Annotated in this window: 21 protein-coding genes; 13 read left to right on the forward strand and 8 right to left on the reverse strand. The window is 47.7% G+C overall.

Annotated features, from left to right (window positions below; genetic code table 11):
- Positions 1–19 precede the first annotated feature (19 nt).
- Both znuB and znuC read right to left on the reverse strand, forming a co-directional pair.
- Positions 20–805 carry a zinc ABC transporter permease subunit ZnuB gene (gene znuB / locus BCT27_RS18065; RefSeq protein WP_102316615.1) on the reverse strand — a complete coding sequence of 262 codons (786 nt, stop codon included), beginning with the start codon at positions 803–805 and terminating at the stop codon, positions 20–22.
- Between the two features lies 1 nt (position 806).
- Complete coding sequence (znuC, locus tag BCT27_RS18070) at positions 807–1565, reverse strand: zinc ABC transporter ATP-binding protein ZnuC (RefSeq protein ID WP_102316616.1); 759 nt, start codon at positions 1563–1565, stop codon at positions 807–809.
- 81 nt (positions 1566–1646) lie between these two features.
- Between znuC and znuA the strand changes: the two genes are divergently transcribed.
- The 5 genes from znuA to BCT27_RS18095 all read left to right on the forward strand — a co-directional run bounded on the left by znuA (position 1647) and on the right by BCT27_RS18095 (position 8853).
- Entirely contained in the window at positions 1647–2549 is a 903-nt protein-coding gene (znuA, locus tag BCT27_RS18075; RefSeq protein WP_102396390.1) for a zinc ABC transporter substrate-binding protein ZnuA, read from the forward strand.
- Between the two features lie 277 nt (positions 2550–2826).
- Entirely contained in the window at positions 2827–5652 is a 2826-nt protein-coding gene (locus tag BCT27_RS18080) for an AraC family transcriptional regulator (RefSeq protein ID WP_102396391.1), read from the forward strand.
- 474 nt (positions 5653–6126) lie between these two features.
- Entirely contained in the window at positions 6127–6360 is a 234-nt protein-coding gene (locus BCT27_RS18085; RefSeq protein ID WP_026024483.1) for a FeoA family protein, read from the forward strand.
- The gene (feoB, locus tag BCT27_RS18090; RefSeq protein ID WP_102396392.1) at positions 6350–8632 is read left to right on the forward strand and encodes a Fe(2+) transporter permease subunit FeoB; all 2283 of its coding nucleotides are present in this window, start codon (positions 6350–6352) and stop codon (positions 8630–8632) included. Before BCT27_RS18085 ends, feoB begins: the two co-directional genes overlap by 11 nt.
- Positions 8629–8853, forward strand: a complete 225-nt coding sequence (locus BCT27_RS18095) for a FeoC-like transcriptional regulator (protein WP_102316620.1) — start codon at positions 8629–8631, stop codon at positions 8851–8853. Before feoB ends, BCT27_RS18095 begins: the two co-directional genes overlap by 4 nt.
- Positions 8854–8926: 73 nt before the next feature.
- Here the strand turns inward: BCT27_RS18095 and BCT27_RS18100 are convergent, their stop codons facing one another.
- Positions 8927–9355 carry an HIT domain-containing protein gene (locus tag BCT27_RS18100; RefSeq protein ID WP_102316621.1) on the reverse strand — a complete coding sequence of 143 codons (429 nt, stop codon included), beginning with the start codon at positions 9353–9355 and terminating at the stop codon, positions 8927–8929.
- Between the two features lie 230 nt (positions 9356–9585).
- Between BCT27_RS18100 and BCT27_RS18105 the strand changes: the two genes are divergently transcribed.
- Positions 9586–10185 (forward strand): DUF924 family protein, encoded by a 600-nt coding sequence (locus tag BCT27_RS18105; protein WP_102316622.1) that lies wholly within the window; start codon positions 9586–9588, stop codon positions 10183–10185.
- Positions 10186–10228: 43 nt separating this feature from the next.
- Here the strand turns inward: BCT27_RS18105 and BCT27_RS18110 are convergent, their stop codons facing one another.
- Together BCT27_RS18110 and argS are read right to left on the reverse strand one after the other, a co-directional pair.
- Positions 10229–11251 carry a GGDEF domain-containing protein gene (locus tag BCT27_RS18110; protein WP_102396393.1) on the reverse strand — a complete coding sequence of 341 codons (1023 nt, stop codon included), beginning with the start codon at positions 11249–11251 and terminating at the stop codon, positions 10229–10231.
- 135 nt (positions 11252–11386) lie between these two features.
- Positions 11387–13117, reverse strand: a complete 1731-nt coding sequence (argS, locus tag BCT27_RS18115) for an arginine--tRNA ligase (protein ID WP_102316624.1) — start codon at positions 13115–13117, stop codon at positions 11387–11389.
- Between the two features lie 381 nt (positions 13118–13498).
- Between argS and BCT27_RS18120 the strand changes: the two genes are divergently transcribed.
- On the forward strand, positions 13499–14071 hold the full coding sequence (locus tag BCT27_RS18120) for a VOC family protein (protein ID WP_102396394.1): 573 nt from the start codon (positions 13499–13501) through the stop codon (positions 14069–14071).
- A gap of 215 nt (positions 14072–14286) precedes the next feature.
- On the opposite strand, the gene purU is transcribed toward BCT27_RS18120, so the two are convergent.
- A complete protein-coding gene (gene purU / locus BCT27_RS18125) occupies positions 14287–15123 on the reverse strand; it encodes a formyltetrahydrofolate deformylase (RefSeq protein ID WP_102316626.1) in 837 nt (278 codons plus the stop codon).
- A 226-nt stretch (positions 15124–15349) separates the two neighbouring features.
- Here purU and BCT27_RS18130 point away from each other — a divergent pair, with 226 nt between their 5' ends.
- The 6 genes from BCT27_RS18130 (at position 15350) to rnd (ending at position 22451) form a co-directional block, all read left to right on the forward strand.
- Positions 15350–17308, forward strand: coding sequence for a DNA repair helicase YoaA (locus BCT27_RS18130; RefSeq protein ID WP_017008848.1), 1959 nt, complete (start codon positions 15350–15352; stop codon positions 17306–17308).
- A complete protein-coding gene (tsaB, locus tag BCT27_RS18135; protein WP_102316627.1) occupies positions 17309–18025 on the forward strand; it encodes a tRNA (adenosine(37)-N6)-threonylcarbamoyltransferase complex dimerization subunit type 1 TsaB in 717 nt (238 codons plus the stop codon). It abuts the gene before it with no gap.
- A gap of 28 nt (positions 18026–18053) precedes the next feature.
- Positions 18054–18344, forward strand: coding sequence for a chromosome segregation ATPase (locus tag BCT27_RS18140; RefSeq protein ID WP_102316628.1), 291 nt, complete (start codon positions 18054–18056; stop codon positions 18342–18344).
- 145 nt (positions 18345–18489) lie between these two features.
- Complete coding sequence (locus tag BCT27_RS18145; RefSeq protein WP_102396395.1) at positions 18490–19371, forward strand: alpha/beta fold hydrolase; 882 nt, start codon at positions 18490–18492, stop codon at positions 19369–19371.
- Between the two features lie 111 nt (positions 19372–19482).
- A complete protein-coding gene (fadD, locus tag BCT27_RS18150; RefSeq protein ID WP_102391900.1) occupies positions 19483–21171 on the forward strand; it encodes a long-chain-fatty-acid--CoA ligase FadD in 1689 nt (562 codons plus the stop codon).
- Between the two features lie 158 nt (positions 21172–21329).
- Positions 21330–22451 (forward strand): ribonuclease D, encoded by a 1122-nt coding sequence (gene rnd / locus BCT27_RS18155; protein ID WP_102310347.1) that lies wholly within the window; start codon positions 21330–21332, stop codon positions 22449–22451.
- Between the two features lie 134 nt (positions 22452–22585).
- On the opposite strand, the gene minE is transcribed toward rnd, so the two are convergent.
- On the reverse strand, positions 22586–22849 hold the full coding sequence (gene minE / locus BCT27_RS18160) for a cell division topological specificity factor MinE (protein WP_017008854.1): 264 nt from the start codon (positions 22847–22849) through the stop codon (positions 22586–22588).
- Positions 22850–22852: 3 nt separating this feature from the next.
- A complete protein-coding gene (gene minD / locus BCT27_RS18165; RefSeq protein ID WP_017008855.1) occupies positions 22853–23665 on the reverse strand; it encodes a septum site-determining protein MinD in 813 nt (270 codons plus the stop codon).
- Between the last annotated feature and the right edge of the window lie 12 nt (positions 23666–23677).

Consider the following 23677-nt stretch of genomic DNA (forward strand, 5'->3'; position numbering starts at 1 on the left):
TTCAATACGGCGTATTGGCTTATTCCACTTGTCGGCGGAATTGGCTAATGAAAAACAATAACCCGGCAAACACAACCACTGATGGGCCTGCTGGCGTATCTTCAAACCAAGACAGCGAGATGCCACCAAGCACTGAAAGTACACCAATCACGCTGGCGAGTATCGCCATTTTTTCTGGGCTGGTAGAGAAACGTCTCGCGGTTGCGGCAGGAATGATCATCAAGGAAGTAATGATCAGCGCACCAACGAATTTCATCGCAATGGCAATAACCAACCCGACCATGAGCATGAGCACTAGGCGAAGTCGATCCACATTGTATCCGTCCACACGCGCGAGTTCTTCATTGACCGTAATGGCAAGAAGAGGACGCCACATTTTTATCAGTGTAAGCGTCACTAACCCACAGCCAAGCGCAATCCAGCCCAGATCAGTGCTTGAAACGGACAGCAAATCACCGAATAAATACGCCATAAGATCGACACGTAAATCATCGACCAAGCTGATAGACACTAAGCCTAACGATAGGGATGTGTGCGCGATAATGCCAAGGAGCGTATCGGTCGATACACTGCTTTTTCGTTGTAAGCCGACCAACAACATGGCGATCAGTAAACAACTCGCAACCAGCGCGACGTTCAAGTTAACTTGAAAAATAAACCCAAGCGACAAACCCAGCAGCGAGGCGTGCGCTAACGTATCACCGAAGTAAGCCATTTTTCGCCATACGACAAACGAGCCAAGGGGGCCGACTGCGGCTGCGATCAAAATGCCCGCGAGAACAGGGATGGTCAAAAACTCAAGCATCTTAATGATCTCCATGCTGGCAAGGACCAACAGGATTGCCTGATAGATCGTGGTCGTGATTATGGTGATGATGATACAAAGCGAGTTGCTCGCTTTCTTGGCGGCCAAACATCGCGACATACTCTGGGTGTGATGAAATTGAATCAGGCGCACCTGAACAGCAAATGTGGTGTTGCAAACAAATGACTTCATCCGTTTTTGCCATCACAAGGTGCAGGTCATGAGAGACCATTAAAATGCCACAGTGCAGTTTGGCTTTCAGTTTGGCAATAAGGCTGTAGAGTGCGAGTTGACCTGTGACATCAACACCTTGAACTGGCTCATCAAGTACCAACAAATCAGGTTTTTTCAGCACAGCATTTGCCAGCAAAACGCGTTGTGTTTCACCGCCTGAAAGTGTGTGCATGTTTGCGTTGAGTAACTTTGTTGCGCCCACGAGTGACAGGGCTTCGTTAATAGAAGCGGATGTCGCAAATGGGTTTAGCTTTAGAAAGCGCTCTACGCGAAGCGGCAGCGCATCGTTGAGGTGAAGTTTTTGGGGAACATAACCAATCTTCACATTGCGGCTGCGTTCAACACTGCCTTCCGTGGGTTTGTTTAGGCCTATAACCGTTTTGACCAATGTCGACTTTCCTGCACCATTGGGACCAATAAGCGTGGTGATTTTGTCTCTGTATAGGGAAAACGTAACCCTGTCCAGAACGCTTCTGCCATCAAACACGACGGAAACGTTATTGAGTGTAACAAGAGGTGCGGACATAAATTCGACATGATGTTTAAAAGGAAGTGTTATATTATAACACTTTGCGCTACGATCAAATCACCAACCGTCGGAACACTTATGAGATTGAATCTTCCCCGTCTCCTCGCTATTGCTAGCTTGGTTGTTACTTGTGCTGCCTCAGCATCCCCTCTATCCATTGTTACCACCATCAAACCGTTGGCCTTGATCGTAAATGATATTGCAGGCGAGAGAGCCAATGTTGATGTTCTGCTGCCAACCAATGCCTCGCCGCACGACTATGCGTTGAAGCCTTCTGACATTAAAAAGATAAAAACGGCGGACATGGTGGTTTGGGTTGGTCCTGAACTCGAGTTGTTCCTTGAAAAAATATTATTAACTCAAAAGAATGCACTGCAGCTAACCAATTATGATGGCATGCCAGTGATGTATTACGGAGAGCAGGTAGGGCATGACGATCACGATCATCATGGTCATGATCACGCAGGTATCGATGGCCATATCTGGTTAGGACCAGAACAAAGCAAAGTGATTGCAGAAGCAGTACGTGAATACTTAGCGAGAAAAGACCCGCAAAACGCCGCCGAATACAAAAATAATTACGATAAGTTTGTGGCTGAAATATCCCAAACGCAGCAGGTACTAACGGATAATTTCGCTGCGATCGAAAACAAAGGCTATTTCCTGTTTCATGATGCGTATGGTTACTTTGAAAGTGCTTTCGGTTTATCTCCGAGAGGGCACTTCACCGTCGATCCAGAACGTAAACCTGGTGCAAGAACCTTGGTGACCATTCGTACAACATTGCAGAATAAAGAAGCACAATGCGTGTTTACTGAACCTCAATTCAATCCGTCTCTCATAAAGAGTGTGACCAAAGGAACGGGTGTGAAACTTGTTGAGCTAGACCCAATGGCGCAAGATCTGGATCTAAATACTCAAGGTTATAAAGACTTCCTGCTGTCTTTAGGATCGAGCTATTTAGAGTGCTTTCAGCCTTAATTAAAAACGCGCACGACCATTTAATACCGTGCTCGATATCTTGGCGCTGAACCCTCAGGGTTTGGCGCTTTTTATTTTCCCTTCGTCATCCCCGTCTCAATCGAAGTGCTTCTTAAGGCTGTTTATTGGTTTCCGTATAGGCTTCATCCTTGTCGCGTTCAATGTTGTTTTGTTTGTGTGATCACTGTTGCAGTAATGAATCGCACTTGGATAGCAGTAAATAAAACCTGAGAAAATCTGCGGAATCAAAAATACGCGTTACTGCGGTGGAGCCCCCATGCCTCGCTTTTTGCATGTTCGAACCTTTTTCCGTTACTTTATGGCTTTTACACTGCTGATTGCAGCTCGTCTATCGTTTGCTGACCCTATTTTCTATGCCTTTCCTTTTCAGCAGCCGAATGATACGACGTCCGTCGAATCCATTAAGTCGGTGGGGAACTCGGGGATGTGGTTGCTCGATACCGCGGGTAACGTCAGCTATTACGACGGCGTTCACTTTCATGCACTTGAAGCGTTTGTCCCTACGCTGTCTACGCCTGTTTCTTGTATTGAAGTCTTTGATGGTGCCTTGTGGTTGGTCGCTGATGGCCATTTGTACGAATACAATCAAAATGAAAATACGCTGACAAGACATGACGTTGACGGTCCTACTCAAATCATCGCGAATAGAGAACGTCTATGGGTCTCCACCAAAAACGCCGTCGTTGCGTTTCAAAAGGGCCAACGAATACCTGAAACGATCTCTCTCCAACCCGTTAAGCGAATTTTCACGACGGCAAAGCGCACATATTTTCTAAAAGACAACGACCTCTATTTTGAAGAGAACACCGCCATTCCTGTGTTTTCACATGCATCAATAACAACGGTACAAGATGTCGATGATGCAATATGGGTTGGTACTCGTGAAGGTGTCTTCGTTTTACACCACGATGAACTGGCGGTTGCAAAAGGAAAGACATCGCAGCATTGGTATTTAGGGGGAAAGCTTCTCAGCGACTCAGTCATTTCAAGTATCAACGTCAACGATGAGGGGGTATGGGTTGGAGGGCGAGACGGCTTGCGCGTTAGCCTACACCTTGATTACTCATCTGTTCAATTTCGACAGATCGAGAATAATGCGGATGACATGTACGGTTTTGCTGGGAAGAACGTTTATGACATTGAAATCGCGGACAATGGTGACTTATGGGTAGCGACTGATCGGGCACTAAATTATCGTTCTATCATCGCAATCAATATTGCGCGCTTTCCGCTCCATGATGTTCGTGACGTGATGAGTGAAGGACGCGTAAGCGGCTTAGAAAAAGATAGTGATAGCTATTTTATGAGCGTAAGGAACAAGTTGATTGCACTGTCCTCCACTACCCTTGAAAAGCAACGTGTTGCCACATTAAACATTGTTGTCGAAAGTATGGATAGGTTAGATGCCACCCTTTGGGTTGCTGCATCATCGGGCCTGTATGCGTATTCATCAGCAACGTTAGAAGAAGAGCATTGGCGTGTACCATCGATGTTCACTCGACAGCCAATTGACCGCGTGATTGCGGATTCTCATTCGCTTTGGATCATGGCTGGAAGCAGTGTGTATCGTTATTGGCCAAAAACAGAAACGATCGTTAACTACGGCAGCGAGTGGTCGGGGGATGAGAATACACGTTTACATGCTGTGGTTGATATGGACGATGAAGGTATTTGGTTGGGTACGACCAATGGCATTTTTCATTTCTATGATGGTGCTTTCAAGAAAGTCGTGTCTCGCGAACAAATTGGTGCCGTTCAGAGTTTGGAGGCGGATAGCTATGGTTATCTATGGGTGCTAACGAATCGAGGCGTTTATCGCCGATTGCATCAACCATCGGCTGTGGGAATTGAACCGCTGATGTTCAATAGCGCAGAAGAGCGTACACGGTGCATTTCACTTACTGGTGAAGCAGCGTTGCTGGTGACCAGTAAGGGCTTACGTAAACTGCCTATGCTAGTTGGTGTACCAACTGTCGCTTACAACGCGAGCCAATTCAATCAAGCTTCGACATTGCCGCATTATTGCCATTTTAGTGATGACACCCTCGCGCTTGCTGGAGACTGGGGTGTGTTTTCCTTTAATCTACAAACAATGGGTGACCTGTTTGAACGGGAAGTGTTTGAAGCCAGCATCGGCGCGTTATTTGTAGATGGTCAGCCTTGGCGCTTAGGGTCTAAGCATAACGAGCCATTGGCACTTTCAAGTAAAAGTGCGTTGATGGTTGACGTTGGTCTGATGCCATTTGGAAATCGAAAAGAGCTCCAGTACCGTCTGGAAGGGCGTGGTGCCGGTAATTGGTACAGTACGCAAGATCAGCGTTTAGTCTTTGATTCCCTCGAACCTGGGAATTATGCCCTCATTGTAAAAAGCCCGACGCGCTCAGAGCCAGAACGTGAAGTAACATTGTTGTCTTTTTCGATCAACGCACCATGGTTCTATAACCCTTGGTACTACATCAGCTTTATGCTTTTGATGGGTGTGTTGGGGTACCTTGTGGCCCGAAAACGAACAATGGTTATCAAGGCTCAAAATAGACAACTTAGAGAAACGGTACATAAGAAAGTGGCAACCATTGCAAAACAGCAGCACTTTGTTGAGGTGACGCCGCAGGTCAGCGACGATTACCGCCACTTGCCTTTGCCTCAAATGCTATCGTCGATTGAAGAAACGCCGTTACTCGGGGAGTTGGAACGCTTAGTAGAACATCAGGAAGACGATCTTGATGAGTCCAATGAATGGCGAGCATCAGTCAGCGCGCATATTGGTACTCATTTCCATGATCCTGAATATTCACCATCTATCCTTGCAAAAGCACTGTTTATCTCAGAACGAAGTCTTCAACGGCGCTTTAAAGTAGAGTTCGGTTGTACGTTTAAGGAAGCGTTGATTACAACGCGACTGGAACAGGCAGGTTGTATGTTGCTGCAAGGGGATAAGATTTCCGATGTTGCTGTTGCATGCGGTTTTAATGAGCCGTCTTACTTTGCCAAATCGTTCAAAGCAAAATACAACTGCACACCTTCGCAGTTCAAAGAAGATAAAAATAAAGAAGGGATTGAGAAAAAAAAGAGCGTGGTATAGCCGCCAAGCTATACCACGGGTGCCAAAGACACCTTCGCTTGCTGCCGGAGGTGTGTGGGTAACCACACACCGTCTGGAATTTGTTTCGATTAGATGAATCCATTAAAGCGGTTTCCCCCATTCCGCAGATAGTAATTTCCCGCCATTATTTCATTCCGATTAAAAAGCTTGGTTTTTTTTGTAGCGCCTCTAAATTTTCAGGGTGCTAAATGCGTACATTCATCTGGTTTTTAACGAAATTAACGGGAAATGACGTAGTCCATAAAAAGGATGTGGATACAAAATATCGGCAAAGTGTCAGTTTTTCTGACAGTTTTACGTGTGCAGATGACGTGAATTTGACGATTTTAACGTTTAGTCCTTCTGACCGATCTTTCTAAACCGTTTGTTTGTTGATCAAAAACAACTTTGTGTGAGAAACATTTTGTAATACTTTAGTCGCAAATGTTTATGATTCTCATTTTGGTTGTGATTATGAAGTTAGCTGAGCTCAAACCGGGATTATCAGGTCGCGTAACGTCGCTTGCGAACGTACCGGTCATTCCGCGTAAAAAACTGATGGCGATGGGGTTGTTGCCTGATACACAAGTGACTGTGGTGCGCATTGCACCTATGGGTGACCCTATTCAGGTTCGAGTTCGTGGCTGTGATATCGCGCTTCGTTTAAGCCTTGCTGAAAATATTGAGGTATTAAACAATGCAAAGTAAGCAACTACTTACTGTCGGTAACCCTAACTCAGGTAAAACGACACTGTTTAACCGTTTGACCGGTGGTCGCCAAGAAATCGGTAACTGGGCAGGGGTGACAGTAGATAAAAAAACAGGGCAAGCACACATTGGCGATGAGAGTTTTCTGATCACTGATTTGCCAGGCATATACACGTTAGATAACGCTGACGGTGAAAACAGTCTTGATGAGTCCATCGCGATCACTGCGCTTTTCACACACCCAAGCGATCTCATCGTTAATGTTCTTGATGCCAGCAGTTTAGAACGCAGCCTTTATTTAACGCTGCAATTGCGAGAGCTTGGCCGCCCAATGGTGGTGGTGTTGAATAAAATGGATGTCGTGCAACAGCAAGGCTTCTCTATCAACACCGATGCGTTAGCTCACGCCCTTGGTTGTCCAGTTCTTACTGTGACAGCCACGTCGATGGCTGACGTTGAAGTATTCAAACAGGCGTTACCAACACAAATTCAACCTGCACAAGCGTGTCCGCCGTTATCTATTCAATATGGTTCTGATATTGAGTCCGCTATTTCGACGATCGCAGCATCCCTAAGAGACACCGAGATTCAGTATCAACGCGCAGCAGCGATCCGATTGCTTGCGGGTGATGCTATTTTGCTGAACCAGCTTTCAGCGGATGCGCAAGCAAATGTGAAGCAAATTACCACTGAACTAAGCAATAAAGCGGACACCGATTTAGTCATTGCGGATGTGCGCTATTCGCAAGTGGCCGACATGTGCCATCAGTGCAAACAGCAAGATTTACCGCTAACGGCGCGAGTGACCGACGCAATAGATGATGTATTGCTGAACCGTTGGTTAGGACTGCCACTGTTTTTTGTGGTGATGTACCTGATGTTCATGTTCTCTATCAACATCGGCAGCGCATTTATCGATTTCTTCGATATCAGTACAGGCGCAGTGCTGGTGGATGGGGGGCATTACCTGCTCGATAACCATTTACCTGTTTGGCTGGTGACGATCATCGCGGACGGCATTGGTGGCGGTATTCAAACGGTTGCGACCTTCATCCCTGTGATTGCGTGTTTGTACCTTTTCATGTCATTGCTGGAAAGTTCAGGCTACATGGCGCGCGCTGCCTTTGTGCTCGACAAATTTATGCAAAAAGTCGGTTTGCCAGGTAAAGCGTTCGTGCCATTGGTGTTGGGCTTTGGCTGTAATGTGCCTGCCATCATGGCAACGCGTACCCTTGATCAGGAAAGAGAGCGCCGACTTGCGGCTGCAATGGCACCGTTCATGTCTTGTGGTGCGAGGCTTCCTGTTTATGCATTGTTTGCCGCGGCATTCTTCCCAGAACATGGTCAAAACATCGTTTTCCTTCTTTACCTTCTTGGTATTGCCGCGGCGATTTTTACGGGCATGGTACTTAGACGTACGTTGTTCCCTGGTGATAGTGAAGCCTTGATCATGGAAATGCCTCGTTATGAGCTGCCGCGATTAAAAGACGTGATGCTCAAAACATGGCATAAGCTCAAGCGCTTTGTATTGGGTGCGGGCAAAACCATCGTCGTTGTGGTGACCATTCTGAGTTTCTTCAATTCGATTGGCACAGATGGCAGCTTTGGCAACCAAGATTCAGAACAATCCGTGTTGTCGGAAGCGGCGAAAATCGTCACACCTATCTTTGCACCTATTGGTATTCAAGAAGACAACTGGCCAGCAACGGTGGGTATCATCACGGGCATTTTTGCGAAAGAAGCCGTTGTAGGTACGTTGAACAACCTGTATGCCTCACCGTCTGATGAAGAAAGTGCTGAGTATGATCTTGCGGGCAGTCTTCAAGAAGCCGTGCAAAGCATTCCAGAGAACCTTTTAGGGATCAATTTTGCAGACCCGTTGGGCATTGATGTGGGCGATTTGCCTGATCAAGAAACGGTGGCGGAAGACCAAGGTGTTGATTTGAGCATCTTTGCGAACTTGAATGTGAACTTCTCTGCAGCGGGCGCATTCGCTTACCTTGTTTTCATCTTGCTCTACACGCCATGTGTTGCAGCAATGGGCGCATATGTTCGTGAGTTTGGGCGTGCGTTTTCGGCCTTCATTGCGGGTTGGACGATGCTGCTAGCGGTTGTCGCGGCAACCTTATGTTATCAAGTGCTGGCGTTCTCATTGTCGCCCGTTACCAGCATGCTGTGGATTGCCGCAAGTATTGCGGTGATGTTACTGAGCATTTTTGGTTTGGGTGTTTATGCGAAGCGAGAAAAAACACAGCGCTGGGCAACACTATGATTCTCACGGATCTTAAACAGTACATTGAGGCACACCCGAAATGCAGCCAAGCTGAATTGGCAAAAGTGTTTAACCTTTCAGAGGATGGTGTGGATGCCATGTTGTCTGTTTGGGTGAAAAAAGGCAGGGTGAAAACCATCGTATCGGCGCGACAAGGTAAACCAGAGCGGCGATATATTTGGTTGGCCAATGACGAGTTTGGGATCACAGTCATCCAATGACAAGAAAGCGCGGGAGACCGCGCTTTTTTTATATCTGATACATCGCGGAGTTACGTTTCGCGGATAGCTAGGATTAAGCAGCAGTAAACTCGGGGTGAGAGGCGAAAATCGCTGTCCATTTATCGACTTCCGCTGATTGCTCTTTGTCAGAACGTAAGTTGCCTGGCGTGTTTCCCCAAACAGGGCTTGGCCATGCTGCATCTGTTGTGAATCGCGCAATGTGGTGAATGTGAAGCTGTGGCACCATGTTTCCTAGCGCTGCAACGTTCATCTTTTCTGGGTTCGTTTCTTTTTCGATGATGCCTGAAAGCAAGCTAGATTCACGCATAAGTTGCTGCTGATCGGCGTCACCGAGGTGGTGAATTTCTCGTAGGTCGGCAATCTTAGGAACGAGGATAAACCAGGGGCCAATGGCTTCTTTAATCAGTAAAAGACGGCAAAGAGGGAAGTCGCCAATCCAACTGGTATCTGCAGCGAGACGTGGGTGTAAATCGAATGCCATGTTGTTTTCTCTTAAATGAAGGATTATTCAAAAAGCTACTTTGGATTGCTAACAATGTAAACCGATGACTCAGATAAAACTATCGACATCACCCGTTGCTTCATCTTGCGTAATTGTCTTGTAACAATCACAAAACGTAACCTTGTGTTGGCAATTACACACCGAGCTGTTTGATTAGCGTTTAGGCTAAAAATAACGGCAGTGGGCGTGAATAATCACGAGGTACGGGGATGGATTATATTGAGGTTTTAGATTTTTGGTTTGGGGATGCAGATGCACCTCAATCCGATGATGAACGTCAGTCGCTGTGGTTTCGAGGAAAAGGTGAAACGGACAGTATTATTCGAGAGCGTTTTTTACCCTATGTAAGCATGGCGGGAGAAGGGCGCTTTGCTCAGTGGTTAGACTCACCTGAAGGTTCGTTAGCCAATATCATTCTTTTGGATCAATTTAGTCGCAATATTTACCGCGGTTTGAGTGCCGCATTTCGTTATGATGAATTTGCACTGGCGCTATGTAAGCGTGGATTGGCAAGTGCACAAGATGAACAACTCCCTTTGATTCAGCGCGCGTTCTTCTACATGCCTTTGCAGCATTCAGAGCATCTGGAAGACCAGGAAGAAGCGCTTTTCCGCTACAGCCAGTTGTGTGAAAGCGCGGGGCCAGGGCTTGAAGGAATGTTTGAGCACTTTTATCGTCATGCTCGAATTCATCATGACATCGTGAAGCGATTTGGACGCTTTCCGCACCGAAATGCGTCGCTAGGACGACTATCTACGGAAGATGAAATTCAATGGCTTGCGGACGGCGGTGCGAGGTTTGGGCAGTAAAAATGCAGTCGCCAAACCTCGATATGTGCTTTACCTTTTGGCGCTAACGAAAACCCGGCATAACACGGTTTCGTCCATTTTCCTTCGCTTTATATAGCAATGCATCTGCCCTCGCCAATAAAGAAGCGCTTTCTTCTCCGGTCTCTAAAGCGGCAATACCAAATGAAGCAGTAATGGAGTTTATTTTCTGACCTGAACGTTTGTCTGTGACAGAAAGACGTTCCAAAGCTTTGCGTGTTTTCTCCGCAATTAACCAAGCCCCTTTGATCGAGACATCGGTCACCAGTACCGAAAACTCTTCGCCGCCAAATCGATACACTGTTGCCACTTCTTGCATGTTTTGCTCTAGCTTGTTCGCCACAATCTTGAGGACACTGTCACCCATTTGGTGACCGAATTCATCATTGAACAGTTTGAAGTGATCGATATCGACCATGATAAGACAAACACCATTTTTTTTGCCCACATGTTCGGCGAGTGCAATGTCAAAGGCACGTCGGTTGAGGCAGCCTGTTAGTGCATCATGGGTTGCTTGTTTACGGTAGTCTTCCAACTGTTGCTTAAGTTGGTCGATTTCGGTCCTTTGCGCTTTTACATGCAGTTGGTATTGTTCGGTTGCCGCCAAAAGATCATGAGAGCCTTGTAAAAGGTCGTGGGTGATTTTTTGGCTTTCGTTACCTTGAAGTTTACGGTTTTTTACGTCTTCTAACTTGGTAACGGAAGAGTTCAGAATGTCTTGGAATTCTTCAGTATTGGACATGGTTGTATCCATGCTACTGCCAAGACCTGCGGCTAAATCCTGTACTTTCTGGCGGAAGGTATCGAGTTCTTTTGTCGCGTCATCGAGTAAATACGTTTCAATGAAATCGTCACACTGCTCGACGGTACAAAGCTCCCCTTTTTTTACGATGGCGTCAACAGCGCGATTTAGGGCTGGGTGGGTGCCAGCACAATAGGCATACCACAAAGAAAAGTAGTGCGGTGTGGTCGGCACTTTATATTTCACCATCAAGGGCACTGCGCGTTTGAACACCCTTGTGGCTTCAATCAAAGCATATTCATTCATTCCTGATTCTCACTTCCATGTCAAAGCTATCAGTAATGATATGCACAAACCGTACGCTGTGTTAGTCGAGAACGAAAAAAGCCCCGATCTTTACGATCGAGGCTCTCATTTTGTGAACAAAGTTCAGCTTTTGGCTTACATACGCTCTAGCGTTTTAATACCAAGTAGATCAAGACCTTGTTTGATGGTTTTCGCCGTCAACGCAGCCAGTTTCAAACGGCTCTGCTTCGTTTCGCCTTCAGCATTTAGTACTGGGCAAGCTTCGTAGAAGCTGGAGAAAGTACCTGCCAATTCGAACAAATAGCCACACATAATGTGGGGTTGACCTTCACGTGCGACAGACTGCACTGCTTCTTCAAATTGAAGCAGCTTAGACACAAGCGCTTTCTCTTTATCGTCTGCAATCAGGATCTTACCGTCGATAGCGTTAGGATTGATCCCCGCTTTGTTGAAGATAGACGCCACACGCGTGTATGCATATTGCATGTACGGCGCAGTGTTACCTTCGAACGCCAGCATGTTGTCCCAGTCGAAGATGTAGTCGGTGGTACGGTGTTTAGACAGATCTGAGTATTTCACCGCAGCCATTGCAACTGTTTCAGCAATATTGGCTTTCTCTTCTTCAGACAGACCTGGGTTCTTTTCTTCGATCAGTGTCTTCGCACGCGTTTCAGCTTCATCTAACAAATCAGCTAAACGAACAGTACCACCTGCACGGGTTTTGAATGGACGACCATCTTTGCCCAGCATCATACCAAACGCGTGGTGCTCAAGGCTGACAGACTCTGGCACATAACCCGCTTTACGTACGATGGTCCATGCTTGCATCAGGTGCTGATGCTGGCGTGAATCGATGAAGTAAAGCACGCGATCAGCGTTGAAGGTTTCGTAACGGTATTTGGCACACGCGATATCCGTGGTGGTGTACAAGAAGCCGCCGTCGCGTTTTTGGATGATAACACCCATAGGTTCACCGTCTTTATTCTTGTATTCATTAAGGAATACAACGGTTGCACCATCGCTTTCTTCAGCCAAGCCTTTTTCTTTTAGGTCAGCCACAATACCTGCCAGCATGCTGTTGTACATGCTTTCACCCATAACGTCTTTGTCAGTCAACGAAACGTTTAGGCGATCGTAGTTACGTTGGTTTTGTTCCAGCGTAATCTTAACCAAGGTTTCCCATTTCGCTTTGCAGTACTCGTCACCACTTTGTAGGCGAACAACGTAGTTACGAGCGGTTTTCGCGAACTCTTCGTCTTCGTCATACAGCTTTTTAGATTCGCGGTAGAAGCTTTCGATATCGCTCAGATCCATCGAAATGTCACCGCCTTCCGCTTCGTGACGCTCAAGGTTCGCGATGAGCATACCGAACTGCGTGCCCCAATCACCAAGGTGGTTAGCACGCGTCACGCTGTGACCTAAGAACTCAAGGGTACGAACGACTGCATCACCAATAATGGTTGAGCGCAGGTGACCAACGTGCATTTCTTTGGCCACGTTTGGTGCTGAGTAGTCAACGATGATGTTTTGTTTGTCAGCTTTTTCCACACCTAGGCGGCTGTCTGAAAGTGCTGCTTCAGCTTGTGCTGCCAACCATTCAGTATCAAGGAAGATATTGATAAAGCCTGGGCCTGCGATTTCAGTTTTCGATGCAATGCCGTCTAGGTCCAGAACGTCCAACACTTTTTGCGCAAAATCGCGTGGGTTGCCGCCAAGTTTTTTAGCAACGCCCATAATGCCGTTTGCTTGATAGTCACCAAATTGTGGTTTTGCTGATTGACGAACTGCAGCTGGGCTGCCTTCTGGTGCACCGGCTGCAACCATCGCTGCCGATACTTTTTCATTGAGAAGGGCTTGAATATTCACGTGCTTACCTTAATTTTGATTCCCGACTGACACAGCGTGATATTGGACCACGACGGTGGGCTTACTTGCCATGGTACTAAAGCAAAAATCCGTCAACGATACCCAATGAGAAATGTTCATTGCAGGGCATGGTTGACGGCTTTAATACCAAGCGTTCGGCACAGAATACGGGTGCAGATAGATAGGCGTAATAATACCCACAAACAGCGACGGTTTGAAACCCAAATGCGGCGAAATACCCTGATTTCATTATCGCCGTGCTTTGTTCATTTCTTTACAGCGTTAATCTGGGGAAAATTCACGCGTTCGAGAGGCTATTGTTATTCCGCTTCTTGGAGTGGGATACTTAGCGTGTTTTCTATGACGATTAAAGAGATATTCATGTCATCACTTACTGTTGAGCACCTTTTCTCCTCACTGTTGCTGTTTAGCCAGCGTTTACAAGAACTGATTGAAACGCTTGAGATCGATTTATCACCGTATGAAGCCGACCATATTGCGCTACGTGTGAATAACACTGAGCAAGCCAAGCAATTGCACCTGGCGTGGTTAGCGTACGGCGATGAAATATCAAACAATATGATCAACGGTCGCCCAATCGTGGTGGTAAAAACACGTGAAGCGCTCACGTTTGGTGATTGGAAAACGCACTGTGTGGAATTGCCTTATCCCGGAGATAAAGCTTACCCAGAAGAAGGCTGGGAGCATGCTGAGTGGGTGATTCCTTCTCAGGCTACGACGCCTGAAGCGCTACTTGACGATGTGTTTTCTCTGTTTCCAAGCCTGAAAGCGCAGTGGAATGCATTGGGAGAAAAAGGGGTAAAGGTAAAACTGAGCTCACCATCTGGCGAAGGGGAACGCCTAGCAAACCCTACGGTGGCATTTAAGGCCAAAGGCGTGTGTATCAAGCTTCATTCGGTAACGTTAGAACAAGTGATTGAGAGCGAACAGTAATGCATTGTTGAATAAAGTAGAGAGGCGATGTGCCTCTCTATACCCAAACAACCTGAAGATGCAGGATTCAGCGAGGTTTACTGACGTTATGATCTAGGCGTCCCTTTGCCGATGTAGTGATCTTCATCAAAAAGGGATAACACCGAGCATGGCCTCTGACATCGAGCATCTTCAGGTTGTTTGGGTATATTAGCATGCATAAACTGGCGAACCGTTTATAAAATGACGGTCTTGTTACCGTAAACGAAGACCTTGTCCTCAAGCACCAAACTGAGTGCGGTGCTCAATACTGTCTTCTCGACATCACGTCCAGCTTTCACCATGTCTTCTGCACTGAATGTATGGTCAACATGCTTGATGTTTTGATCGATGATTGGACCTTCATCTAAATCATTGGTCACGAAGTGCGCCGTTGCCCCCGTGATTTTCACACCACGTTGGTACGCCTGATGATACGGGCGCGCACCGATGAATGCAGGCAAGAAACTGTGGTGAATGTTGATAATTTTACGCGGGAAGCGCGCAACAAAGTTTGGTGTAAGTACGCGCATAAACTTGGCCAGCACGATGTAATCCGGTGAGTAGGAATCGATAATCTCGATAACCTGATTCTCGTGTGCTTCGCGTTCAACATTCTCATGGCTGACAAAGTGGAACGGAATATCGAACTTCTCGGTCAAGGCCGCCAGCGTATTATGGTTACCAATGACCGCCGCGATATCAACATCTAACGATCCATCATAAGCTTTCATCAAAATGTCGCCCAAGCAGTGCGATTCTTTGGTGACGAGAATCACCACGCGCTTGCGGCGCTTAGCATCAACAAGGCTGCGATGGCTGCCAGCAGGCAGTGCTTGGTCGATATCCATCAAGAAGGTTTCATCATTAAAGATGCCTTCAAGCTCTGTGCGCATGAAGAACTGCCCAGTGCTGTGATCAACGTATTCGTTGTTATGGATAATGTTGAGTTGATGCTTGTAACAAATGTTGGTGATTTTGGCGATGAGGCCTTGCGCGTCAGGACAATCCGTCAGCAGAGTCTTTCTTTCCATAGAAGCGTGAATCTCGCGAAGTCAAAGTGGTGCTGTAAAGCAGATACGTATTCCATTTGTTTTACGCTGAATTTTCCAATAGGTCAAAAATTCGAGATAGATGGGATGATCGCCGCTGTTTTTTCACCGTCATACTCTCACTCTCACACCTTTCCCATTTGATGCATGGCAGGCCGATGGGTTTATTGGCATAATGCAGTCCTTTCTAACACTGTATATATGACCAATGATTTCGAAGGTTTTCTCCACAACAGGTGCACTCGCCAAAGCCATTAAAGGCTTTCAACCACGTCAACCGCAAACTGACATGGCGATGGCTGTCGAGCGTGCGATCAAAGACAGCTCTCAGCTGGTGGTCGAAGCGGGAACGGGAACGGGTAAAACCTATGCCTATCTTGCGCCTGCACTGCTTAGTGGTAAGAAAACCATCGTCAGTACAGGGTCGAAAAATCTTCAAGAACAGCTTTTTCATCGGGATTTACCGTTGATGATGAATACGCTGGGCTTTACAGGTCGCGTTGCGCTTTTGAAAGGGCGCTCGAATTACCTTTGTCCTGAGCGTTTAGGGCGTCAATTGATTGAGAGTCATGACGGGCAAGCCGATCCCACCTTACTCACGCAGCTCGTGAAAGTGCGCGGTTGGTCATCAGAAACCAAAACCGGTGATTTAGGCGAATGTGATGATTTGGCGGAAGACAGCCCAATCATTCCAACCATCACGTCCACGAACGACAATTGCCTTGGCAAAGAATGCCCAAGCTACAAAGAATGTTTTGTCGTTAGAGCCCGTAAGAAAGCGATGGATGCTGACCTTGTTGTGGTTAACCATCATCTTTTCTTGGCGGATTTGGCGATCAAAGAAACCGGATTCGGCGAGTTGATCCCCGAAGCCGAAGTGTTCATTTTTGATGAAGCTCATCAGATCCCAGACATTGCCAGCCAGTACTTCGGTCAAAGCCTGTCTAGTCGTCAAATCCAAGAGCTCGCTAAAGACATTCACATTGCGTACCGCACAGAATTGCGTGATACCAAACAGCTCGATAAAGTCGCAGACCGTCTTTCCCAATGCGCGTCGGATTTACGTATCGTGCTTGGTGAGCCGGGCTTTCGCGGAAACTGGCGTGAAATCAGCGCATCACCTGCGGTTGCGCGTGAATTGGTGAGATTGTCAGATGCACTAACGCTTGCGTATGACGTGATCAAACTGTCGCTCGGGCGCAGCCAATTACTGGATGCGGCGTTTGAGCGTGCCACCTTGTTGAAGGCACGGCTTGAACGTCTTAGTGATACCACGATTCCGGGGTATTCCTACTGGTATGAGTGCAGTCGTTACCACTTTAGCCTCAATATCACGCCGCTTTCTGTGGCGGAAAAATTCCGTGAACAAATTCAGATGCAACAGGGCGCATGGATCTTCACGTCAGCGACGCTGGCGGTAAACGACGATTTCAGCCATTTCAGCCATCGCTTAGGATTAGAACCCGCAGAGCAATTTACCTTGCCGAGTCCGTTTGACTATGAATCGCAAGCAATATTGTGTGTGCCACGTTTCCTACCAGAACCCAACAGCTATGGGTTGGCAGATAAGCTTGTGGACATGCTTACGCCAGTGATTGAACAAAACGGCGGGCGTTGTTTCTTCCTTTGCACATCTCACCAAATGGTGCGTGATTTGTCTGAAGGCTTTCGAGAGCGCTTTGATTTACCTGTGCTTGTTCAGGGCGAAATGTCGAAACAGAAACTGTTGGCTGAATTCCTCGAACTTGGAAATGCGTTGCTGGTGGCGACAGGCGCTTTCTGGGAGGGGATTGACGTTAGAGGCCAAGCCCTGAGCTGTGTTATTATTGATAAATTGCCTTTTACTGCACCGGACGATCCGCTTTTAAAAGCGCGAATCGAAGATTGCAGACTGCAAGGGGGCGATCCGTTTTCCCAAGTCCAAATTCCAGATGCTGTTATCACACTCAAGCAAGGGGTAGGACGTCTTATTCGAGACGGACGAGACCACGGTGCGTTGATCATTTGTGATAATCGTTTGGTGAGCAGACGCTACGGGGAAACATTCCTTCGCAGTTTACCTCCAATCCCACGTACGCGGGATTTAGAGAAAGTGAGCGAGTTTCTCGCTGCTATAGACACACATAACAACGATGATGCTGAAGTTCCAGCAACGCCTGAGGTGTAAATGACATCTAAAATTCTTGCCGTCGACACGGCGACTGAAAACTGCTCTGTTGCGCTAAAAATCGGTAATGACACGATTGTGCGCTGTGAAATGGCACCCCGCGAGCACACGGTAAAAATTCTGCCTATGGTAGACAGCGTGTTAGCAGAAGCGGGTGTGACCTTACGTGAACTCGATGCGTTGGCGTTTGGTCGTGGGCCGGGCAGTTTCACTGGAGTACGTATCGGTATTGGTATTGCGCAAGGATTGGCGTTTGGTGCAGACATTCCAATGGTGGGCATTTCTACCATGGCTGCCATGGCACAACAGGCTTACCGTCGTAATCAATCAACGCAAGTGTTGTCAGCGATTGATGCGCGTATGAATGAAATCTACTTCGGTGGTTACCAACGTCTTGAAAATGGTGATTGGGAAACCGTGCATGCGGAAGCGGTGCTTCCACCTGAAATGCTCGCAGCACAGCTCAGTGAAAATGCAGCGATCAGCGCAGAAAATGCATGGGCAATCGCCGGAACAGGTTGGCCAGCCTACCCAGATTTGGCAAGCCAACTACACTTATCCGTAACGGAGAGTGGTGTCTTGTATCCGGAGTCAGAAGACATGCTGATTCTTGCTCATCACGCGTTGTTGCGCGGTGAAGTGGTGGATGCAGAACATGCCAGCCCAGTGTATTTGCGAGACACGGTAGCGTGGAAAAAGCTGCCAGGTCGCGAATAACGCCTACTAATTACCAATAAGGTCAGCCATGGTTTCGATTCAAGGATTACCGCAGCCCATTCAACGCCCGTCAACCACACGGCGTAAGAAAAGCGACAATGCCTCACCCAGTGAGAATACGGCCAAGCCGTCTATTGTTGCTACTGCTGTCTCCCTTGGCATTCGAAACCCTGAAATGGCACAAGAAGCGCATCAGCAAATCCACTACGATTTGCCTGATGGCAAAAGTCGGCATGCTCTCGCGTCTTACATGGACATAAAAAACCAAGCAAGACGCGAAGAGTTGGCGGCCTTATTCGGTGTTGATATCTTTGTCTAAATCGGTTCGATTTAACTCCTCGTACCACTTAAGCCATATATTCTTCCCTGCACATTACTGTGTTAGGCTGCGCGCGCTCATTCTTAGCGCGGTGCTCAAGCTGTTCAATAGCTAAGGTCAACAGACCCTGGGTTTTATTCTGCGCATGATGACATTACAAGAAAGAAAATTCGCAGTAAGGCATGGCGATCTCGCTGCGCAAGTTTGCCTTACCGATAGCAATAAGCCAGTGCTTCTTATGTTGCACGGCTGGCAAGATAACAGTGGTAGCTTCGAACCACTCGTGCCACTGCTTACCGAACGATTTGACCTCGTGTTACCCGATTGGCCGGGACACGGTTTGTCTGATCACAAAGGCCCCGATAGCTTCTACCCTTTCTTTGACTATGTTGATGATCTTCATCAGCTTATTTTGCAGCTTGGTGATCGTTCTCTGTATTTGGTTGGGCACTCGCTGGGTGGCTTAGTGGCGTCTTGCTGGTGTGCCGCATTTCCTGAAAGGGCGAAGGGACTCATTATGATTGAAGCGCTTGGGCCAATGTCTGAGCGTGACGATAAAGTGGTCGATCGATTAAGAAGTGGTGTGCTGAGCAGAGAAACGCTCAAGCAACCTCGTGATTTACCCTCGTTCGAAGCCGCATTAAAACTGCGTCGTGGCATCAATAAAGTGCCGATGGACGACTTGTTGCCTTTGGTGCGACGAGGCATAGAGCAGAGAGGCGAAGTGTGGCAATGGCGACACGATGCGAAATTAAAAACGGACTCTGTGTATCGAATGTCAACGCACCATGCGGAGCATTTGATTCGTGGCATTCGTTGTCCGGTTCTTGCCATTATTGGCAATGACGGATACCCGGAATTACGCGGCCCTATGGCCCAACAACGCGCGGAATGGTTTAACGATCTGACCATAGAAACGGTGACAGGAACACATCACTGTCACTTACAAAGTCAGGCAGATACCGCGACGTTGATTAACGATTTTGTGACCAAGCTACACCTCATTGAGCATGAGGATGTTAATTGATTGTTACTCATGGTCTAATTGAGTATTAAAACGCTCGTTTAACTTTTTTGCGTCTGACGCGGGGGCGATACCCGCGAATAATACCCGCGAATAATAAATAGGAGAGTTCAAGTGGATAAGGTTTGGCTTAACCGCTACCCATCAGATGTACCAGCGGAAATCTCACCGGACAAATACCCGTCATTGGTAGAAATGTTCGAGAAGTCGGTACAAAAGTATGCCGATCAGACTGCCTTCATCAACATGGGGCAGGTGATGACCTTCCGTAAGCTGGAAGAACGCAGCCGTGCATTTGCCGCTTACTTGCAAAACGACCTAAAGCTTAAGAAAGGCGACCGTGTTGCAGTGATGATGCCGAACTTGCTGCAATACCCTATTGCGCTGTTTGGTATTCTGCGTGCGGGTTGTGTCGTGGTAAACGTAAACCCACTTTACACGCCTCGCGAGCTTGAGCACCAATTGAACGATTCAGGCGCGAAAGCCATCGTTATTGTATCTAACTTCGCGCATACCCTTGAAAAAGTGGTCGACAGCACCGGCGTACGCCATGTGATCTTGACGAGCTTGGGTGACCAGCTTCCACGCGCAAAAGGCACCATCGTTAACTTCGTGGTGAAATACATCAAGAAGATGGTGCCTAAGTACAGTTTGCCACATGCGACATCCATGCGCCTTGCGTTGAAAAAAGGCCGTCGCATGCAATACGTGAAACCGTTTATGAAAGGTGATGATGTCGCCTTCTTGCAATACACCGGTGGCACGACAGGCGTAGCAAAAGGTGCCGTGCTTTCACACCGCAACATGCTAGCCAACGTTTATCAGGCTAAAGGCACGTATTCACCCGTCTTGGTTGAAGGCCGTGAGTTAGTTGTTACTGCATTGCCGCTGTATCACGTCTTTGCCTTAACGGTTAACTGTCTGTTGTTCATCGAGCTTGGCGGTCAAAACCTGTTGATCACCAATCCACGTGATATTCCAGCGTTCATCAAAGAGCTTAAACAGCACCCATTCACGGCGATTACTGGCGTGAACACTTTGTTTAATGCGTTGTTGAATAACGAAGATTTCCACGAGTTAGATTTCTCAAACCTTAGCCTCACAGTGGGCGGTGGTATGGCCGTTCAACGCGCCGTCGCGGAAGGTTGGGTGAAACTAACGGGTAAACACCTATTGGAAGGTTACGGTCTTACCGAGTGTTCACCGCTTGTTGCCGCTTACCCGTATGACCTTGTTGAGTACAACGGTTCCATCGGTTTGCCTGTGCCATCTACTGATGTTCGTATTGTTGATGACGAAGGTAACGTGCTGCCAAACGATCAAATCGGTGAACTTCAAGTGAAGGGCCCGCAAGTCATGCAAGGTTACTGGCAGCGTCCTGAAGCGACGAAAGAAGTCCTGACTGACGACGGTTGGCTCTCGACGGGTGACGTCGTGAAGTTCGATGAAAATGGCTTCCTGCACATTGTCGACCGTAAAAAAGACATGATTTTGGTGTCAGGCTTTAACGTTTACCCGAATGAAATCGAAGACGTTGTTGCGTTACACGGCAAAGTGTTGGAAGTGGCCGCGATTGGTCAACCGCACGAAATGTCTGGCGAAATCGTGAAGATTTGTGTTGTGAAGCGTGACCCAAGCTTGACCAAAGATGAGCTACTGGCGCACTGCCGCGAACACTTGACGGGTTACAAAGTGCCTAAGATTGTCGAATTCCGTGAAGAATTGCCGAAAACCAACGTGGGTAAAATCCTGCGTCGCGCACTGCGTGAAGAGCAAGAAGCAAAAGCTGCAAGCGCGGAATGAGTCTCAGGTCTCGTGCTAACTGAATAAGTAGCGCGTACAATAGAGGCGAATCGCCAATTAAAAACATGCTGGCTTAGGCCGGCATGTTTGTTTTGATTGCCCCGTAAATTGATGGGCGCGTCGCTTGTCGCGGCAAAAACTAAAAAATGGAAGATAGTGTGAATTTTGAAATTGTAACTGAACTATCCCACCTTGAACGTGTTTGCCAACAAGCGCGAAACGTTCCTGTCGTGATGCTGGATACCGAATTTGTCCGCACACGCACCTTGTACCCGCGATTGGGTCTGATTCAAATGTTTGATGGCGAAACGCTGTCGCTGATTGATCCGATTGAGCTTGATGATCTTTCGCCACTTTGGGCGGTGCTGTCGGACGAATCTGTTATCAAGGTATTGCACGCATGCAGTGAAGACCTTGAGGTGTTTCACCACTACGCGGGTGTGATGCCAACACCCATGATTGATACCCAAATCATGGCGGCATTTTTGGGGCATGGCCTTTCTACTGGCTTTGCTGCGCTGGTGGACGAATACCTTGGCGTCGCACTCGACAAAGGTGAAGCGCGTACCGATTGGTGTGCCCGCCCACTGAGTGACAAGCAACTTGAATACGCTGCTGCGGATGTCCACTACTTACTTCCTCTTTACGAAATCTTGGCTGAGCGCGTTGAGCAAACTGGCTGGGGTGAAGCGGTGAAGCAAGAGTGTGCCTTGATGATGAGTAAACGCGGTAAAACCCCCGATCCAGACAAAGCGTACTTAGATATCAAAAATGCATGGCAGCTTCGTCCAAAGCAACTGGCGGTACTGCAGAAGCTAGCAAGCTGGCGTCTGAAAGAAGCGCAGCGTCGCGATCTTGCGTTGAACTTCGTGGTGAAAGAGCTGAACCTTTGGAAAGTGGCACGCTTTGATATTCGTTCGTTAGAAAAAATGGCGGATGAAGATTTTGATCGCTTTGAACTTGAGCGTCACGGTAAACGTTTGATTGCCATGGCGTTGGAAGCGGACAATACCCCGGAAACGCATTACCCTGAACCGATTGCGCGCTTGGTTGATATGCCAGGTTACAAGCAGACGGTGAAGAACATTAAAGATCAAACCAACGCGGTGGCAGAGCAGCTGGGTGTGGTGCCTGAGTTTGTTGGGTCTAAAAAGCAGATCCACCAAATGCTAAAATGGGCGTGGATCAACGAGTGTAACCCAGAAAAAATGCCTGATTTGCTGTCGGGGTGGCGCAAGCCTTACCTGGAAGACAAAGTACTGCCGTTGCTGCGCAAGTAATGCAGTTGTGACGACGAACCTTTGAGTACACCATCGGTGTGAATAATGCTCAGGGTTCATTGTGTGGTCAGCAAGAACAAAAAAACCGGCTATCAAAGCCGGTTTTTTATTAACGCTCAGAATCGGGCGTCAGCCTATTTGTCTTCGTCTGGCAGGGTGACATTCAGCTCTAGCACTGAAATGTCGCCATCGCGCTGCTCAAGACCCACAGACACTTGTTCTGGCGAGATATCTACGTACTTGCGGATAACGTTCAGGATATCCTGTTTAAGCTGGGGTAGGTACGTAGGCTCAGGACTCCCTGCGCGACGGCGCTCTGCAACGATGATTTGCAGACGTTCCTTCGCCAATGACGCAGACGATTTCTTGCTCGGACGGAAAAACTCCAGCAATGCCATAACTTATCCTCCAAACAAACGTTTTAGGAACCCTTTCTTCTCTTCCTCAAGGAAGCGGTAAGGGCATTCTTCACCAAGCAGACGGCGGATTGCATCGCCATAGGCTTGGCCTGCATCAGACTCTTCATCAAGGATAACAGGTTCACCTTTGTTTGAAGCGTGCAGTACGGAAGGGCTTTCAGGGATCACACTCAACAGCGGTATACGAAGAATTTCTTCGACATCCGCCACACTCAGCATTTCACCTCGAGTGACACGCGCAGGGTTGTAACGGGTCAAAAGAAGGTGAGTTTTAACCGGCTCTTCACCATTTTCTGCGCGACGAGATTTAGAATCCAAAATGCCTAGAATGCGGTCTGAGTCACGTACAGAAGAGACTTCAGGGTTCGTGGTGACGATGGCTTCATCGGCGAAGTAAAGGGCCATCAGAGCGCCTGCCTCGATGCCTGCGGGTGAATCACAGATGATGAAGTCGAAATCCATGGCTTTTAAATCTTCAAGCACACGTGCCACACCGTCTTTCGTTAGCGCATCCTTGTCACGTGTTTGTGACGCGGGAAGAACGAAAAGGTTCTCGATGCGTTTGTCTTTGATCAGCGCTTGGTGCAGGTTTGCTTCACCATTGATCACGTTAACGAAATCATAAACAACGCGACGCTCACAACCCATGATCAGGTCAAGGTTACGCAAGCCGATATCGAAATCGATAACCGCAGTTTTCTTTCCTGACTGAGCAAGGCCAGTCGCAATCGCAGCACTCGATGTTGTCTTACCAACACCGCCTTTGCCCGACGTAATAACGATAATTCGTGTCATTCCTCAATCCTT

It is taken from the genome of Enterovibrio norvegicus (assembly GCF_002876705.1).
Lineage (GTDB): Bacteria > Pseudomonadota > Gammaproteobacteria > Enterobacterales > Vibrionaceae > Enterovibrio > Enterovibrio norvegicus_B.

Bases quoted from the DNA above. Each gene is read 5' to 3' on its own strand.
- purU (WP_102316626.1), bottom strand. From the start codon at position 15,123: ATGGAAAGAAAGACTCTGCTGACGGATTGTCCTGACGCGCAAGGCCTC.
- znuC (WP_102316616.1), bottom strand. From the start codon at position 1,565: ATGTCCGCACCTCTTGTTACACTCAATAACGTTTCCGTCGTGTTTGAT.
- minD (WP_017008855.1), bottom strand. From the start codon at position 23,665: ATGACACGAATTATCGTTATTACGTCGGGCAAAGGCGGTGTTGGTAAG.
- BCT27_RS18140 (WP_102316628.1), top strand. From the start codon at position 18,054: ATGGTTTCGATTCAAGGATTACCGCAGCCCATTCAACGCCCGTCAACC.
- BCT27_RS18085 (WP_026024483.1), top strand. From the start codon at position 6,127: ATGAAGTTAGCTGAGCTCAAACCGGGATTATCAGGTCGCGTAACGTCG.
- BCT27_RS18120 (WP_102396394.1), top strand. From the start codon at position 13,499: ATGTCATCACTTACTGTTGAGCACCTTTTCTCCTCACTGTTGCTGTTT.
- BCT27_RS18095 (WP_102316620.1), top strand. From the start codon at position 8,629: ATGATTCTCACGGATCTTAAACAGTACATTGAGGCACACCCGAAATGC.
- znuA (WP_102396390.1), top strand. From the start codon at position 1,647: ATGAGATTGAATCTTCCCCGTCTCCTCGCTATTGCTAGCTTGGTTGTT.
- tsaB (WP_102316627.1), top strand. From the start codon at position 17,309: ATGACATCTAAAATTCTTGCCGTCGACACGGCGACTGAAAACTGCTCT.
- BCT27_RS18145 (WP_102396395.1), top strand. From the start codon at position 18,490: ATGATGACATTACAAGAAAGAAAATTCGCAGTAAGGCATGGCGATCTC.
- BCT27_RS18130 (WP_017008848.1), top strand. From the start codon at position 15,350: ATGATTTCGAAGGTTTTCTCCACAACAGGTGCACTCGCCAAAGCCATT.
- feoB (WP_102396392.1), top strand. From the start codon at position 6,350: ATGCAAAGTAAGCAACTACTTACTGTCGGTAACCCTAACTCAGGTAAA.
- minE (WP_017008854.1), bottom strand. From the start codon at position 22,849: ATGGCATTGCTGGAGTTTTTCCGTCCGAGCAAGAAATCGTCTGCGTCA.
- BCT27_RS18105 (WP_102316622.1), top strand. From the start codon at position 9,586: ATGGATTATATTGAGGTTTTAGATTTTTGGTTTGGGGATGCAGATGCA.
- znuB (WP_102316615.1), bottom strand. From the start codon at position 805: ATGCTTGAGTTTTTGACCATCCCTGTTCTCGCGGGCATTTTGATCGCA.
- BCT27_RS18080 (WP_102396391.1), top strand. From the start codon at position 2,827: ATGCCTCGCTTTTTGCATGTTCGAACCTTTTTCCGTTACTTTATGGCT.
- BCT27_RS18110 (WP_102396393.1), bottom strand. From the start codon at position 11,251: ATGAATGAATATGCTTTGATTGAAGCCACAAGGGTGTTCAAACGCGCA.
- BCT27_RS18100 (WP_102316621.1), bottom strand. From the start codon at position 9,355: ATGGCATTCGATTTACACCCACGTCTCGCTGCAGATACCAGTTGGATT.